The sequence below is a fragment of the Pseudomonas sp. RA_35y_Pfl2_P32 genome (genome assembly GCF_963970735.1).
Classification (GTDB): Bacteria; Pseudomonadota; Gammaproteobacteria; order Pseudomonadales; family Pseudomonadaceae; genus Aquipseudomonas.
The window spans coordinates 134,348-149,154 of the sequence record NZ_CAXAQF010000011.1; the positions used below are offsets into that span (position 1 = coordinate 134,348).

Consider the following 14,807-nt stretch of genomic DNA (forward strand, 5'->3'; position numbering starts at 1 on the left):
CTTTCGTCCGCATGCGCTATGGCGTAAGCGCATGGGACGGTGATATTGCTGATTGCCTGCCCATGTAATTGATTGCCGATGGGGAGCGCTGATTCACAGGGCGCTGAGTGTTTTGATTCCCTTACAGCATCGGCCACAAGCGGACGTTCGACACCGTCAGCTTACGGCCCGTATCGTCAAATGGAAGCGGTGTTCAACTGTTGAAGCTCAAGTTGCCTGGCAGCACTGGCTTCGAGGTTTGCACGCTCTTCATCCAGATACCGATAAATGCTTTGGAGGTTGGCGATTTTCTGTTTGATTTCTGCCATCTTCTTTTCAATTAGCTTCGCGCCGTCAGCACAATCGATCAGCTTGTTTCGCTGCGCATCCAGAATCTCGCCTATTTCCCCCAGGGCAAACCCCATGCTTTGCGCGCGCCGGATAAAGTCCAGGTCCTGCAGCGTTTGCGTTGTGTAAACGCGATAGTTGTTAGTTCCCCGCAGCGGTGAGATCAGGCCGATTTGTTCGTAGTAACGCAGCGTATGGCGGCTGGCGCCGCTGCGGGCCTCGAGTTCGCCGATTTTCATGAAAACACCGCTTGACTGTAGAGTTGGGTCGATAGTTTACGCTTGATTTCTCATCTTAAACAAGGAACAGGGAAATGAGCGTGGAGTGCTTTGTCACGGGGGGGACCGGCTTCATCGGTCAACATTTGGTGGCGAACCTGAGTGCAAAAGGTCACACGATTCGGGTGTTGATGCGTCGCCCAGAGCGACTGGCTGCACTGCGCGAGCAAGTCGATAGTTTGGGAGGGTGCGCAACCCGGGTATTTGCCGTCGCTGGCGATCTGGAGCGGGACAACCTCGGGCTGAGTCTTACTGACCGAGAAGTGCTAAGGCACGCCAAAGTCATATTCCACCTAGGCGCCCACTTCGCCTGGGGGCTTTCAGTGGAGCATGCTCGTGCGGTGAATGTGGAAGGGGCAAAGCGCGTGGCGCTGTTGGCGGCTGAGCAACAAAGCCGGTTAGTGATGATCGGCGGCTACATGCTGAAAAATCATGAACATCTGCAACGCATCGGAATTGATCCTCGTTATCCGCAGTTGACGAATTGGTCTGCCGTCTACCGACAAGTCGGTGGTTACGAGGGGAGCAAGCTGGAGGCGCATTTTGCGACCCTGGAGGTCATGTCCGCCAAGGGCGGGGAGATGACGGTTGTCCACCCGGCGACGGTGTGTGGCCACAGCCGCACGGGGCATATCCTTGACGGTCAGCCGCTGGTAGAGCTGATACGCAACCTGGTGCGGGGAAAGCTGACTGCAGTGCCCGGTACCGCCCAGCACTGGCTGCCACTGGTCACCGTGGATTACCTGGTTGAGCTGGTGGCGGTGTGTGCTTTTGACCCTGCCATGGTGGGCCAGGAACTGCTGGCGCTGGATGACCAAACGCCCAACTTGCGAGAACTCCTGGTACAGGTGGCACAACCTTTGGGCTTAAAGTCTCCCAAGCATTACATTTCACTCCGATTGCTGAAGTTGCTGCTGAGTATTCCTCCCGTCGCGCGGTTTTTGAATACAAAACCCGAAGCCTTGGACTTTATCCAGACCACTCGTTTTGATACCGTGGCGGTCGAGCAATTCGCCAACAGGCATGGAGTAGCCAAGCCGGATATACGTCAGTCTTTGCAGCACACGGCAACGTTCGTCAACTCGTATTGCATAGCCAAGGGTTAGGCGCTCTGACTGCTCCCTTGGGGTATGTTTAACTAACACTCAACCGCAGCTTATGCCCCTATAAATACTAGGGTTGGTGGGATCTTCGTATCCTCAAACTTTGCGCCGTCGATGCAGGGCGGCATTCTATCGAACGACCATTCAGCGACAGGGATCGTCATCAATGCAATCTACTTTCAGCAAAGGCGTCATGTTTGCACTCTGCGCTGCGGCACTGAACGCAACGATCGGTGTACTCAGCAAAGTACTCATGAGTAATGGTTTCACTGCGAGCAGTGTCGCTGTCATCAAGACCGTACTGGGTTGCGCGCTTCTCTCGATCTTACTGTTCTTCCTCAAGCGCCCGGCGACGTCGATCAAATGGACTCAGGCGGCTATCTGCGCATTCCTTGGCATCTTTGTGCTGTTCCATTTCGAAACGTCCGCCTATCGACACTATGCTGCGGCAGGTGTGGTGGTGGTGCTGATGGCCAGCGCCTCGATTTCCTCGATCATTCTGGGGCGCATTTTCCTCAAGGATGCCATCACCGCGAACGCTACCGTTGGCGCCGCACTGGCTATCGCCGGGATCTCGGTGATCTTCGGCGGCGACCTGCAGCAGGGCTTTACCCTGCAAGGTGCTGCGCTCGCCTCCATGGCCGGCTGCGGCTATGGGGCCTTTTCGGTTGCCATGAAGCGTATGGGGGTGTCGGGAGGGCTGCACTTCACCCGACAATTGTTGTTCTTTGGCAGCCTGTACCTGCTGATGCCGGCGGCGGCCGATGGTTTCGCGATCGGCGAGCTGTCGCCGCTGGCGATCGCCGCACTGCTGGCGCTGGCCACGCTGCCGACAATCCTGGGTTTCTTCTGCACCACCAAGGCCATCGAGTATCTCAAGCCATCCCAAGTGCAGGCGCTGGAACTGACCGAGCCACTGTTCGCCGCGCTGCTGGCGTTTGTGGTGCTCAATGAAGTACCGCGCGAAAGCCTGTACGCGGGAGCGGCACTGATTATCGTTGGCCTGTGTTTCTCCAATGAACTAATCCGCCTGGGCAGCAAAGCATCCATCCCAGCCGACAATTAACGAGCCCGTTGAAGCCGAAGAAAAAGAAAATATCTCCGGCTTCAGTAACGAAATAAACGCTGCCCGCCGCTACGCAGGCCCCCCTGTCAAGCATTGGGGGCGTTGTGAGCGAAGCGAACGGTTTGAACCCGTGTTATGCATGTTTGACTAGCCGTTTTTTTAAATGATACAGCTTAGTCCCGATGGGTCGATCCTCAAGAACACCATAAGTCTCATACCCATGTCGCTCATAGAACCGTTTAGCATCAACGGTTTTCAAGAAGGCAACCACTGCCCCTTTGTTGGCGCCAATCGTTTCTGCTTTTTCCAATAGCATAGAACCTACTTTTCTACCGCGATGAGACTCCTTAACCCAAAAGGTATCGATTTCCAAGCCGTCCCAGTAATAATGACAGCTTATTGCGCCGATGTAGTCGCCTACGTCATCGTGTGCGACCACCATGAATACTTTATCTTCCGACTCTGGCGGTAGATTTGGATATTGAACTCGAAGGTATTCTGAAAACCTATTATTCAGAACTGCTTGATCCTGTTCTGTTGGAGAATCCAACAGGTCAATCTTGATTTCCATTTTATCGCTCCGATCCTTCAGCTTTAAGGTGCCGTACGGCGATTGGCATAACAACTAATTTTGTCATGTCGCCTAACTTTCCATGTTGATGCGTCATCCCTGGATCAATCAAAAAATCGAGTCTGTAAGCGCGATATCAAGAAGGGGGGGAGGCGGCATTTTTTTTGCACATTACTGACGTATTGGCGGTGTGTCCATGGCTTGCGTTTGGCCGATTGCAGCCTGAAGCAAAAGGCTGCAACGGCCCTACAATTGCCTGTCCCGCAAGTCAATTCAACATTCCCTATAGGAATGCATTTTATAAAATTAATGAATTTTTCTTATTCGATTATCTGGCGTAGCGTGATTCAAGGACATGGAGAACCGCCTTGAAATCATCCCCTCTGAACTCAGCTGAAAAATTCGACACTTCACGGGCTAATGAGTACGCACGCCAGAGCCGTATTGCATTAGCCGGGTATGACGCCTGCCAGGATCTTGCCGCGTGCATGCTGGCGGCAAGCCTGGGCAATCTAGGCTCGGCGAAAATCCTGGTGGTTGGCGCCGGTGGTACGGCTCAGGAGATTATTGCGATGGCCGCGCTGGAGCCAACCTGGTGCTTCACTGCGGTTGACCCATCCGAGCCGATGCTGGCGGCGGCGGCCCAGCAGTTGCAGGCTAACCATCTGCTCGAACGGACCCGCCTGCATCTTGGCCATGTTGAAGACCTGGCGGCGGACGAGTCATACGATGCAGCCACCTTGATCGGGGTGCTCCATCATCTCGAGGGAGATGGGGCGAAGCGACACATCTTGCGATCCATTCGGGCTCATCTAAAGCCGGGGGCGCCGCTGATTGTCGCGGGCAATTACTCTGCGTATGCCAGCCAACCGTTATTGCTTGCCGCTTGGGGGCATCGGTGGCGACAGCATGGCGCCAGCCCGGATGAAGTGAAGGTCAAGTTAGGGAAAATCCTTCAGGGCGCTGACCCGCCTCATTCCGAGGCCGCGGTTCAACAATTGATGTTTGACGCTGGATTTGCAGACGCGACGCGTTTCTTCAGTAGTCTGTTCTGGGGTGCCTGGCTGACGCGCAAGACCCTGTAGACGGCGCGTTCAAAGACGAGGTGCAAGTTCCCATCCCCTAGATGATTTGCGCCAAGCGCTTCGCCACCGCTGTTGCCTGTTCGGCACTGCTGATGTTGGTGAAGCCCAGCACCAGGCCATGCCTGGGCCGGGCTTGCAGGTACCACTGGGACAGTGGTTCGACGGCTATACCCATGGCCCGGGCACGCTGGGCCAACTGGACATCATCACCTTCGCGAAGGCCCACCACCCAGTGCATGCCGCCGGCCTGGGGGTTGATCAGCAGGCGTTCACCCAACTGTTGTTGCAGCGCCTCCACCAGCCATTGGCGGCGGCGGGCGTAGAGGCTGCGCATTTTTTTCAGGTGTCGGGCGAAGTGACCCTCGCTGAGAAACGCGCTGACGGTTGCCTGAAGCAGATGCGGGCAGTGGTTATGCAGGCGATCGGCCTGGCGGGCGAACGCGTCGCTCTGTTCGGCTGGGACCACCAGGTAGGCCAGGCGCAGGCCGGGGAACAGCACTTTGCTGAAGGTCCCGGTGTAGAGCACGCGACCCTGTTGGTCGAGGCTCTTGAGGGCGGGCAGGGGCTTGCCCTGGTAACGGTATTCGCTGTCGTAATCGTCCTCGATGATCCAGCTGCCACGGCGCTTGGCCCAGTCCAGCAGGGCCAGGCGCCGTGGCAGTGACAGCGACACACCCAAGGGGCTCTGGTGGGTCGGCGTGACCACGGCGAAGCGGGCATCGGGGGCGCGGCTGATGCCTTGCGTGACGTCCATCCCCTGGTCATCCACGGGCACCGGCACCAACTGTGCGCCGGCTTCCAGCAGGGCGTTGCGGGCCATGAAGTAGCCGGGCTCTTCCAGCCAGCAGGTATCGCCAGGCAACATCAGGGTGTGGCGGATCAAGTCCAGGCACGCGCGATAGCCAGCGCAGACAAAAATCTGCTCCGGGCGGCAGGTGATGCCGCGGGAAATGCCCAGGTAGGTGGCGATGGCCGCGCGCAATGGGGCATGGCCGCGCGGGTCCGGGTAGACCAGGCCCTCGAGGCCGGCCTGGCGCAACTGACGACCCGCCAGTCGAGTCCAGAGCTTGCGCGGAAAGGCATCCAGCGCGGGCAGGCCCATCTGCAGGGCGAGCGGCGGTGTCCCGCTGTGGGTGGCCTGGAACGTCGGCGTAGCCGGCGGGGTGTGAAGGATGGGGGAGGAAACGGCGGCCAGGTGGGGGGTGACCACCGTGCCGGCGGCGCCACGAGCTGTCAGGTAACCCTCGCCGATCAGTAACTGATAGGCCGCTTCCACGGTGCCGCGCGCCAGGTTCAGTTCCGCCGCCAGTGCGCGGACGGCAGGCACTCGGTCTCCCGGACGCAGGCGCCCGTCGGCGATGGATTCACGAAATCGCTGATACAGCTGGCGATAGATCGGCGCTGACTGGCAGCGGTCCAGTTGGAAGGGCGGAATCATGGCCTAGTCGTTTATGCATTTTTCGGCCCTGTAGCTTAAGCCATTGGCGCCCTACAGTGAGCCCTCTCTTCACGGCGGACGACGGACATGCCTTACACCTTTCAACACCTCGACGACCAGCAGGCCTCGGCGGCCAGCTTTGCGCTGATGGGCGTCTTGCGCCCGCACCTCGTCAACCCGGAGCGCTATGTGGCGCAACTGGTTCGGCAGAGGGAGCAGGGCTACCGTTTGCTGGCCGCGAAGGAGGGTGAGCGCCTGGTCGGCCTGGCCGGTTATCGCGCGCTGGAAAACCTGCTCTACGGGCGTTTCATTTATGTCGATGATCTGGTGGTCAGCCCCGAGCTGCAGCGCGGCGGCGTGGGTGCGCAACTGTTGAGCGCGGTTCGCGAGCAGGCCCTGCAGCGCGATTGTGATTATCTGGTGCTGGACACCGGCCTGCATATGCCGTTGGCCCAACGCTTCTATTTCCGCCAGGGGCTGTTGGCCCGTGGCATGCATTTCACCCAGAGCCTGCGGGCAGGAAGTCCGGCATGAACACTGTTTTGTTGATCAATGCCAGCCCGCAAGGGCCGGTGTCCCATGCCAATCAGTTGGCACTGGAGCTAGTGGCCTCCCTGCGCAAGCGTTATCCGCAGCTCGAACGGGTGGAGCGGGACCTCGGCGCACAGCCATTGCCACCGTTGGGTATGGACTACGCCCGTGCCCTGACCGCGGCCACGCCGTTCGACTCGCCAACCTTCGACGTGTCCGAGGCATTGATCGGCGAGTTGGAACGCTGCGACATGCTGCTGATCGCCACGCCGATGCACAACTTTACCCTGCCGGCCGCGCTCAAGCTGTGGGTCGACTATGTCCTGCGCATTCACCGCACATTCCGCTCAGGCCCCGAGGGCAAGACCGGGCTGCTGGTGGGCTCCGGTGGTTTCCACCAGGGCGAGCGGGCCCGGCAAGCGGACTTTCTGACCTCGTACCTGCGCCATGTGTTGAACACCCTCGGGCTGTTCGACCTGCACTTTTCTTATCTTCAGGGCTTGGTGTTGGGTGAGGAGGCTGTCTGTGCAACGCTCGACGATAGCCGCACCCGCCTGGCACTGGAGCCGCTGTTCAACCACCTCGTTTGTGCCTGATCCGTTTTTTCTACCCAGGAGTTTCACCATGAGCCAACTCAGACTGCCATTTCCCTCCCTGTCGCCTGCGGCCTACCAGGGCCTGCTCGCCACCAACACGGCGCTGGCCGCCAGCTCCCTGGGGTTGCCGCTGCTGGAACTGGTGTACTTGCGCATCTCGCAGATCAACGGCTGCGCGTTCTGCCTGGGCAAACATGCGCAGACATTGCGCGACAGTGAGGTGGCGCAAGAGAAACTGGATTGCCTGGCAGGCTGGCGTATCAGCGAACTGTTCAACGCCCGCGAACGTGCCGCCCTGGCCTGGGCCGAGACGCTCACCTACGTCAGCGAGAAGGGCGCGCCAGACGAATTGTACGCGCCGTTGAAAGCGCACTTCAGCGATGTCGAGATTTCCGATCTGACCTTGGCCGCGGCCTTGATGAATGCCTTCAACCGGCTGGCGGTGGGGATGAAGCTCTAAGGGCAAATTCCTATTCTCAAAACCCTGGGCGAGCCTGATAATCCGCGCAACCGCGCGCATTTGTAGGAGCGGGTGCCCGCTTGTGGCTTGCTCGTGATGGACGTTAACGATGATGCGTATTGTCTGAATAAATGCGTTGTTTTTGAGTTCATCGCGAGCAAGCTCGCTCCTACAAAAACATTAGAAATCCTAATGGCGGATCAATCCGCAGTTTTCACCCAGGTTGAGGGAATATCCTTGGTTGGCACATCAGCTGTTCACACCCTGCGTCCGTTGTCCGAACTGGATTACTACGACTGCCGCTCGACCGCACTGGCGACCGACATCAACGTGCTTGAGGCCTGGAACATCATTACTGCCCAAACGGGGTGGTTCATGCGCCTGGCGTTCCGGGTCAGGGACGGGATTTCCTCGTTATTCGGCGTGAAGCGCATCGGCGGTTTTTCCGGTACCCGGCGCGAGACAGTCAGTGTGGGCGACTACCTGGATTTTTTCCGGGTGGAGCATTGTGCCCCCGACGTGCTGGTGCTGACCGAGCGTGATCGGCACCTGGATGTGATGATTTGCCTGTCGATACAAGACCGTGCGCTGACGATCACCTCATCGGTGGTTACCCATAACGCCTTCGGCCGCGCCTACATGGTGCCGGTCGGCCCAGCGCACAAGGTGATCATCACGCGCAATCTGCGGCAACTGCAGCGCACGCTGGCAGAGCGGGCATCAGCGTTCACGGACCCGTAGCGAATCACTGCCGATCAATGTCGCGCCGCAGGACCACGGCGGTGGTGATGTCTTCAACGGATTCGTGAATCGCCACGGCGTCCCTGATTCGATTGAGGTCATCGATGGTGCGCGATTCAACCTCGATCACCAGGTCGAGCTGGCCACTGACCGAGGACACCCGGCGTACCTGGGAGTTCTGGGCCAGCAGGTCCAGCAGGCCGATGGCGGGGGTGCGTTTAAGGCTGACCAGCAGGATTGCGCGAATCACGTGGGCGTCGATTTCGCCGATGTCGGCACGGTAGCCGCGGATCACGCCATTGCGTTCCAGGTTGATCACGCGCTCGCTGGTGGCACTGCGTGACAGGCCGATTCTCGCGGCCAGGGCCTTCAGGGCGATGCGCGCTTCTTTCGACAGGATCTCCAGGATTTCGCGGTCTTTGGTGTCCAGGTCGCGCATATCAATTCCTCCATTTTGCTGCCGATTTTGTGCCGGTCGATTCCGACAATATGCAGGCCAAAGCCGACCGTATACTTACTGCCTTCCGTGGTTTCGCGTGCCAAGCTATCTGAAAAAAATGGCTTGGAAAACAATTACTATGACGAATCTTTCCCATCCTGCCCCGCAGTTCTCGACAGGCGATGCCGAAAAGCTGGGCGCGCAGCTTTTCAACGTAATCGGTACGGCCACGCCTCTGGACGGTGAGCGAGATCGCAACTACCGGCTGCAGACCCAAAGCGATGCGGGGTGGATCCTGAAAGTTGTCAACGCCACCGAGCCACGGGTCGAAAGCGAGTTCCAGGCGGCCATTCTCAGCCACCTGGCCAGTCACAATCCGGAATTGACCGTGCCGTTTCTGAAGAAGAGCCTGGCCGGCGATTTCCTCGCTACGGCAGTGGCGGCCTCTGGTGAGACCCATGCGGTGCGGCTGGTCAGCTGGCTGCACGGCACGCCGCTGGCCGAGGTCGAGCGCACCTTCGAATTGATGCGCAGCCTTGGCCAATCCTTCGGTGAGATCGATCGTGCGCTGCAGGGCTTTATGCACCCCGGCGCGGTGCGCGATCTGGACTGGGATCTGCGCCACGCCGCCCGTTCGCGCGAACGCCTGCACTTCGTCAAGGACCCGGGCAAAAGGGCGATCCTGCAACGCTTCATCGAGGCCTTCGAACAACAGGTCCAGCCCCGGCTGGCGCGCCTGCGTGCCCAGGTCATTCACAATGACGGCAATGACTGGAACATCCTCGTCGATTCGGATAATCACCAGAAAGTCTCGGGCATCATCGATTTTGGCGATGCGGTCCACACGATTCTGATCGCCGAAGTGGCGATCACCTGCGCCTATTCGATTCTCGACATGCAGGACCCCATCGGCGCGGCCGCCGCCCTGGCTGCCGGGTTCCATGACAAGTACCCGCTGCATCCCGAAGAGTTGGACGTCCTGTTCAACCTGATTGCCATGCGCCTGGTGACCAGTGTGACCTTGTCGGCCTCGCGCCACGACCAGACGCAAGACAATCCCTACCTGGCCATCAGCGAAGCACCGGCCTGGCGCCTGCTGGAGCGCATGGACGCGATGAACCCGCGCCTGGCGACAGCGATCCTGCGCAAGGCCTGTGGGTTTGACGCGGTCGAAGGCGCCGGTGCGATTCGCCGCTGGGTGGCCGAGAACAGCCATTCTTTCGCGGATATCGTGCGGCCATCGGCGGCGAGCATGAACAAGGCCATTGCCCCGTTCGGCGATGCCTCCCATGTAATGACGGTCGCTTCAGCCCAGCAGCGTCCGGCAGAGGCCACCCAGTGGTGGGAGGACTTTGCGGCCGAGCACAAGGTGCCGCTGGGTATCGGACCATGGGGCGAGGAAAGAACCATCTACACCGACGCCGCGTTCGAGTCGCGCTTCATCCAAGGGCAGCGGCGCATCCTGCATGTCGGTGTCGACCTAATCATGCCGGCTGGCACGTCGCTCTATACGCCAGTTGCCGGGGTGGTGCAGAGCGTCGAGGTCGAGTGGGAGCCGCTGGGCTACGGCGGCCTGATCATGCTCAAGCACTCCCCAGAAGGCTGCCCGCCATTCCTGACCTTGTGGGGCCACATGGCCCATGAAGCGCTGACTCGCCTGAAACCCGGTGACCGGCTTGAAGCGGGTGCGCTGGTCGGGTACATGGGGGCGGATCAGGAAAATGGCGGGTGGATTCCCCACGTGCATTTCCAGATGTCCACGGACACCGGGCTCAAGGCGAGCGAGTTCATCGGAGTCGGTGAGCGGGCGTATCGTGAGGTCTGGGCCGATGTGTTCCCCGACACCTCGACGCTGGCCGGGATCCCGCCAGAAACCTACAGCCAGGATGGACGCAGCAAGGCCGAGATTGTCGCCAAGCGCAAGGAGCTGTTGCTGCCCAATCTGTCGATTTCCTATTCGGACCCGATCAAGTTCGTGCGCGGTGATGGGGTCTGGTTGATCGATAACTTCGGCCGGGCCTATCTGGATTGCTTCAACAACGTGTGCCACCTCGGTCATTCCCATCCGGATGTGGTGCAAGCCCTGTCGCGCCAGGCTGGACGCCTGAACACCAACACCCGCTACCTGCACGACAACATTGTCGAATATGCAGAGCGCCTCACCGCGACCTTGCCGGAAGGCTTGGCGGTGGCGTCCTTCGGTTGTTCTGGCAGTGAGGCCAACAGCCTCATGTTGCGCATGGCGCGCAACCACACCGGGCGCAACGATGCCATCGTGCTGGATTGGGCGTACCACGGCACCACCCAGGAGCTGATTGATCTGAGCCCCTACAAGTACAAGCGCAAGGCCGGTAAAGGTCGGGCCGAGCATGTGTTTGAGGCAACCGTGCCAGATGCTTACCGTGCGCCGGACGATTGGGCGTTCGAGGCGTTGGGCAAGCGTTTTGCGCAAAGCGTGGCCGAGCAGATTGACTGCATGCGCAAGCAGGGCAGGGCCCCGGCGTTCTTCTTGGCGGAGTCGATTCCCAGTGTCGCCGGGCAATTGTTCTTCCCGGAAAACTACCTCAAGGAAGTCTATGCCATGGTCCGCGCTGAGGGCGGTCTGTGCCTGGCGGACGAGGTCCAGGTCGGCTTTGGTCGTGTCGGCAGCCACTGGTGGGCGTTTGAAACCCAGGGTGTGGTGCCCGATGCGGTGACCATGGGCAAACCCATTGGCAACGGCCATCCGATGTCGGCGGTGGTGACCACCCGGGAGATCGCCGACAGCTTCAACAACGGCATGGAGTACTTCAATACCTTTGCCGGCAGTCCGGTGTCTTGTGCGGTCGGGCTAGCGGTGCTGGAGGTGATTGAGCGCGATAACCTCAAGCTCAATGCGCTGACCATGGGTAACTATCTGCTCGACGGCTTCCGCAAATTGCAGCAGCGCTACGAGGTGATCGGCGACGTGCGCGGCCAGGGCCTGTTCCTTGGGATAGAACTGGTCACCGACCGCAAGACCAAGGTGCCCGCCACGCACATGGCCAAGCGGGTGGCCGACGGTGCCCGGGAGCGAGGCATTCTGATCGGTACCGAAGGTCCATATGACAACGTGCTGAAAATGCGTCCTTCGATGATTTTCAGCCAGGCCAACGCGGACTTCCTGCTGGACGTGCTGGACGACAGTTTCAGGGCGGCACTTAAGTAATCCCCGCAAGCAGGGCGTGCGACAACCAGGGTGTCGCACGCTGTCTGCGCTTGCCGCAAGGGCCGAGGTGATCAAGCGGTTGGCGCCTTAAGAGTGGTTGTGTACTATCGGCAGCTGGCCGCTGCTGCCCGCCGCTCGCTCCCATCGGGAAAGGTGAAAGCAGGTTTTTTTCAAACTCTCCTGTATCACTCTTGATAGTCGAGGTTTGGCAACGCGAGCACCAGAATGCTTCGACTCCGGGAGTCATAATGCTGTCTATCCTCAAAGCCAAGCTGATGGCCAAGCACCTGCGTGCTTCGCTCGAGCAACGCAACCAAGCAGTGTCCCACTCCACCGCACTTGAACTGGTCGCCCAGCAACTGGGCTACAAAGACTGGAACACTGCGTCGGCAATGCTGCCAGAAGAAAATCCCCAGCCCGCGGTGACCTTCGACAAAGCCATTCCTATCTTGCGGATGTTCGACGAAGCCAAGGCGCGGGAGTTTTATCTGGACTTTCTAGGGTTCAGCGTCGAATTCGAACACCGCTTCGAAGCGGATCTGCCGCTGTACCTGGGCATCAGTCGCAACGGCCTGCACCTGCACCTGTCCGAACACCACGGCGACGCGAGCCCCGGGGCAACGATATTCGTTCCGATGCACAACATCGAAATGCTGCGCGATGAGTTGCAGGGCAAACGCTACGGTTACGGACGTCCGGAGATCGTCGAGCAAGGCTGGGGCAAGGTCCTGGAAGTGTACGACCCGTTCGGCAACCGGATTCGTTTCTGCCAAAGCTGATGGGGTGATGGGGTGATGGGGTGATGGGGTGATGGGGTGATGGGCACGGCGCTGTAGCCAGGGCCCAGTTCTACACAACTTTGTAGTGGCCTGTGGCGAGGAGCTTGCTCCCGTGGCGGCCTCTGGGCCGACCGTGGTGTTGGATTAGACCGAGTACATATCCATTTCTTCGGGAACGGCCACCTAGGGTTCCGCTCTTACGGCGGCTCACTTTTGAAGAGCGCAAAAGTAAGCAAAACGCTCTTGCCCCACCACTTGGTGCCTCGCTAAGGCTCGGCATGCCCGTACTCCGACATTGATTTGGGGGGCCGCCGCACTGGGCCATCCCTGGCCCAGTGCGGCTAAACCGGCGTCCTGCCGGTTTACCCCCCAAATCAATATCGGATTCCGGCCAGCGTGGTTAACGGGGCGCCTAAGATCAAAAACACAGCGAGGCGGCCTTAGAGCCGACCTGATCGTTGGAGCATGCGCGGTGTAGCTTCTACTTCCTAAGACGCTGACGAAGTCAGTGAACTTTTGATCTGGCTCTGGCTCTGGCTTTTGATCCTGGGCGCCCCGTTAACCACGCTGGCCGAACGCAGGCTTGAAGCCGTGGGTAACCCGGCAGGACGCCGGGTTAGCCGCCCCGCGCCATGGATGGCGCGTGGCGGCGGCCCACGGATTCAAGCCGGAGTGAGGGAGCACCGAGCCCAGGCGAGGTGCCGAGTGGTGGGGCAAGAGCGTTTTGCTTACTTTTGCGCTCTTCAAAAGTGAGCCGCTGTAAGAGCGGAACCCTAGGTGGCCGTTACCGACGAAATGGATATGTACTCGGTCTAATCCAACATCCTGGTCGCACCACAGTTGTGTAGATACCTATGCAGGGCCCAGGCACCTACCCGAATCCACGCCCGTGGTCAGGTAGGTGCCTGGGCCTTGCCGGCCAGCGCGTTTCAGCGAATGGCCGCCAGGCAACGCTCGAAAGTATCCAGGCCCGCTTCCAGGACGTGCGGCTCGATCGTCAGGGGTGGCAGCAGGCGGATGATGTGCCGGGATTTTCCACTGGGCATCAACAACAGCCCCTGCTGTCTGGCGCTTTCCAGTAGCTGCGCCAGTACCGCGGTCGCGGGTGCGCCTTCGGGCGTGAGCAGCTCAATGCCGCGCATGGCACCCACACCGGTCAATTTGCCGAGATAAGGTGACAGCTGGTTTTGCTGCCAGGCCTGATAGCGGCTGACGATGGCCTGTTCCTGGGATTCACCCCAGGCTGCAAGGTTGGCATCAGTCATCTCGTCCAGGGTGGCCAGCGCCGCTGCGCACGCAATCGGGTTGCCGGAGTAAGTGCCGCCCAGACCGCCTTTGGGCAAGGTGTCGAGCAGGGCTTTTTTGCCGACCACCGCACCCAGCGGCAGACCACCGGCAATGCTTTTGCCCAGCAGGATCAGATCCGGTTCGATGCCCAGTCGGGTGAAGGCAAAACGTTGCCCGGTACGCCCGAATCCAGACTGGATTTCATCGACGATGAGCACAATGCCGTGGTCATCGCAAAACCTGCGCAGTGCCTGTGCGAATGGTGGGTCGAGCGCCAGGAACCCGCCTTCACCTTGCACCGGTTCGAGAATGAAACAGGCCACTTCATTGACGTCGATTTCGACGCTGAACAACCGATCCAGGGCCTTGAGGGCTTCCTCGGTCGTGACCCCGTTGTCTTTACTGGGGTAGGGCAGGTGATAAACCGGGCCCGGCAAGGTGCCGACCCGCTGCTTGTAGGGCGCGACCTTGCCGTTAAGGTTCAGGGTGGCCAAGGTCCGTCCATGAAAGCCGCCATCAAAGGCAATGACCGCCGTACGACCGGTCGCCGCACGGGCGATTTTCAGGGCGTTTTCTGCCGCTTCCGCGCCGCTGTTGGTCAACATGCCGCTGACCTCATACGACACCGGGATGAACCTGGCCAGGCGCGCCATGAATTGCTTGTAAGGTTCGTGGGGGGCAGCATTAAAGGCGTAGTGGGTCAGCCGGCTGGCTTGCGTACACACTGCTTCGACAATTCGTGGGTGGCAATGACCCAGGTTGAGCACGCCGATGCCACCGACAAAGTCGATGTAGCGCTTGCCGTCCGTGTCCCAGACATGGGCATTGAGACCGTGGCTCAAGGTGACGGGGTGGACAATGGCGATGGACTCGCTGATGGATGACGCGGTCATTGTGTAGTCCCTGGCTTCATGGATTT

At 59.6% G+C, this 14,807-nt stretch carries 14 protein-coding genes; 9 read left to right on the top strand and 5 right to left on the bottom strand.

Annotation, left to right across the window (positions count from 1 at the left end):
- Positions 1 to 176: 176 nt before the first annotated feature.
- Positions 177 to 566, bottom strand: coding sequence for a MerR family transcriptional regulator (locus AACY45_RS13155; RefSeq protein WP_339545880.1), 390 nt, complete (start codon positions 564 to 566; stop codon positions 177 to 179).
- Positions 567 to 640: 74 nt separating this feature from the next.
- Between AACY45_RS13155 and AACY45_RS13160 the strand changes: the two genes are divergently transcribed.
- Positions 641 to 1,711, top strand: coding sequence for an SDR family oxidoreductase (locus AACY45_RS13160; protein WP_339545881.1), 1,071 nt, complete (start codon positions 641 to 643; stop codon positions 1,709 to 1,711).
- A 163-nt stretch (positions 1,712 to 1,874) separates the two neighbouring features.
- Positions 1,875 to 2,774, top strand: coding sequence for a DMT family transporter (locus AACY45_RS13165; protein ID WP_339545882.1), 900 nt, complete (start codon positions 1,875 to 1,877; stop codon positions 2,772 to 2,774).
- Between the two features lie 133 nt (positions 2,775 to 2,907).
- On the opposite strand, the gene AACY45_RS13170 is transcribed toward AACY45_RS13165, so the two are convergent.
- Positions 2,908 to 3,345: a GNAT family N-acetyltransferase gene (locus AACY45_RS13170; RefSeq protein ID WP_339545883.1), complete on the bottom strand. Its 438-nt coding sequence runs from the start codon at positions 3,343 to 3,345 to the stop codon at positions 2,908 to 2,910.
- 368 nt (positions 3,346 to 3,713) lie between these two features.
- On the opposite strand from AACY45_RS13170, the gene AACY45_RS13175 reads away from it, so the two are divergent.
- Entirely contained in the window at positions 3,714 to 4,430 is a 717-nt protein-coding gene (locus tag AACY45_RS13175; protein WP_339545884.1) for a class I SAM-dependent methyltransferase, read from the top strand.
- A 37-nt stretch (positions 4,431 to 4,467) separates the two neighbouring features.
- Here AACY45_RS13175 and pdxR read toward each other — a convergent pair whose 3' ends face one another.
- The gene (pdxR, locus tag AACY45_RS13180) at positions 4,468 to 5,868 is read right to left on the bottom strand and encodes a MocR-like pyridoxine biosynthesis transcription factor PdxR (protein ID WP_339545885.1); all 1,401 of its coding nucleotides are present in this window, start codon (positions 5,866 to 5,868) and stop codon (positions 4,468 to 4,470) included.
- Between the two features lie 87 nt (positions 5,869 to 5,955).
- Here pdxR and AACY45_RS13185 point away from each other — a divergent pair, with 87 nt between their 5' ends.
- From AACY45_RS13185 to AACY45_RS13200, 4 genes are all read left to right on the top strand, one after another.
- Positions 5,956 to 6,402, top strand: coding sequence for a GNAT family N-acetyltransferase (locus AACY45_RS13185; RefSeq protein WP_339545886.1), 447 nt, complete (start codon positions 5,956 to 5,958; stop codon positions 6,400 to 6,402).
- Positions 6,399 to 6,995 carry an FMN-dependent NADH-azoreductase gene (locus tag AACY45_RS13190; protein WP_339545887.1) on the top strand — a complete coding sequence of 199 codons (597 nt, stop codon included), beginning with the start codon at positions 6,399 to 6,401 and terminating at the stop codon, positions 6,993 to 6,995. The genes AACY45_RS13185 and AACY45_RS13190 overlap by 4 nt, the downstream gene beginning before the upstream one ends.
- Before the next feature lie 28 nt (positions 6,996 to 7,023).
- Positions 7,024 to 7,455 (top strand): carboxymuconolactone decarboxylase family protein, encoded by a 432-nt coding sequence (locus AACY45_RS13195; protein WP_339545888.1) that lies wholly within the window; start codon positions 7,024 to 7,026, stop codon positions 7,453 to 7,455.
- A gap of 237 nt (positions 7,456 to 7,692) precedes the next feature.
- Positions 7,693 to 8,196 carry a DUF2867 domain-containing protein gene (locus AACY45_RS13200; protein WP_339545889.1) on the top strand — a complete coding sequence of 168 codons (504 nt, stop codon included), beginning with the start codon at positions 7,693 to 7,695 and terminating at the stop codon, positions 8,194 to 8,196.
- A 4-nt stretch (positions 8,197 to 8,200) separates the two neighbouring features.
- Here the strand turns inward: AACY45_RS13200 and AACY45_RS13205 are convergent, their stop codons facing one another.
- Positions 8,201 to 8,635: an Lrp/AsnC family transcriptional regulator gene (locus AACY45_RS13205; RefSeq protein WP_339545890.1), complete on the bottom strand. Its 435-nt coding sequence runs from the start codon at positions 8,633 to 8,635 to the stop codon at positions 8,201 to 8,203.
- Between the two features lie 139 nt (positions 8,636 to 8,774).
- On the opposite strand from AACY45_RS13205, the gene AACY45_RS13210 reads away from it, so the two are divergent.
- Together AACY45_RS13210 and AACY45_RS13215 are read left to right on the top strand one after the other, a co-directional pair.
- Positions 8,775 to 11,822, top strand: a complete 3,048-nt coding sequence (locus AACY45_RS13210) for an aminotransferase class III-fold pyridoxal phosphate-dependent enzyme (protein WP_339545891.1) — start codon at positions 8,775 to 8,777, stop codon at positions 11,820 to 11,822.
- A gap of 248 nt (positions 11,823 to 12,070) precedes the next feature.
- Entirely contained in the window at positions 12,071 to 12,601 is a 531-nt protein-coding gene (locus AACY45_RS13215) for a glyoxalase superfamily protein (protein ID WP_339545892.1), read from the top strand.
- A 929-nt stretch (positions 12,602 to 13,530) separates the two neighbouring features.
- On the opposite strand, the gene AACY45_RS13220 is transcribed toward AACY45_RS13215, so the two are convergent.
- Positions 13,531 to 14,781, bottom strand: coding sequence for a 2-aminoadipate transaminase (locus AACY45_RS13220; protein ID WP_339545893.1), 1,251 nt, complete (start codon positions 14,779 to 14,781; stop codon positions 13,531 to 13,533).
- Positions 14,782 to 14,807 lie beyond the last annotated feature (26 nt).

Excerpts from the sequence above, each read along its gene's own strand:
- AACY45_RS13220 (WP_339545893.1), bottom strand. The coding sequence starts at position 14,781 with ATGACCGCGTCATCCATCAGCGAGTCCATCGCCATTGTCCACCCCGTC.
- AACY45_RS13210 (WP_339545891.1), top strand. The coding sequence starts at position 8,775 with ATGACGAATCTTTCCCATCCTGCCCCGCAGTTCTCGACAGGCGATGCC.
- AACY45_RS13215 (WP_339545892.1), top strand. The coding sequence starts at position 12,071 with ATGCTGTCTATCCTCAAAGCCAAGCTGATGGCCAAGCACCTGCGTGCT.
- AACY45_RS13165 (WP_339545882.1), top strand. The coding sequence starts at position 1,875 with ATGCAATCTACTTTCAGCAAAGGCGTCATGTTTGCACTCTGCGCTGCG.
- AACY45_RS13170 (WP_339545883.1), bottom strand. The coding sequence starts at position 3,345 with ATGGAAATCAAGATTGACCTGTTGGATTCTCCAACAGAACAGGATCAA.
- AACY45_RS13155 (WP_339545880.1), bottom strand. The coding sequence starts at position 566 with ATGAAAATCGGCGAACTCGAGGCCCGCAGCGGCGCCAGCCGCCATACG.
- AACY45_RS13185 (WP_339545886.1), top strand. The coding sequence starts at position 5,956 with ATGCCTTACACCTTTCAACACCTCGACGACCAGCAGGCCTCGGCGGCC.
- AACY45_RS13205 (WP_339545890.1), bottom strand. The coding sequence starts at position 8,635 with ATGCGCGACCTGGACACCAAAGACCGCGAAATCCTGGAGATCCTGTCG.
- pdxR (WP_339545885.1), bottom strand. The coding sequence starts at position 5,868 with ATGATTCCGCCCTTCCAACTGGACCGCTGCCAGTCAGCGCCGATCTAT.
- AACY45_RS13160 (WP_339545881.1), top strand. The coding sequence starts at position 641 with ATGAGCGTGGAGTGCTTTGTCACGGGGGGGACCGGCTTCATCGGTCAA.
- AACY45_RS13195 (WP_339545888.1), top strand. The coding sequence starts at position 7,024 with ATGAGCCAACTCAGACTGCCATTTCCCTCCCTGTCGCCTGCGGCCTAC.
- AACY45_RS13190 (WP_339545887.1), top strand. The coding sequence starts at position 6,399 with ATGAACACTGTTTTGTTGATCAATGCCAGCCCGCAAGGGCCGGTGTCC.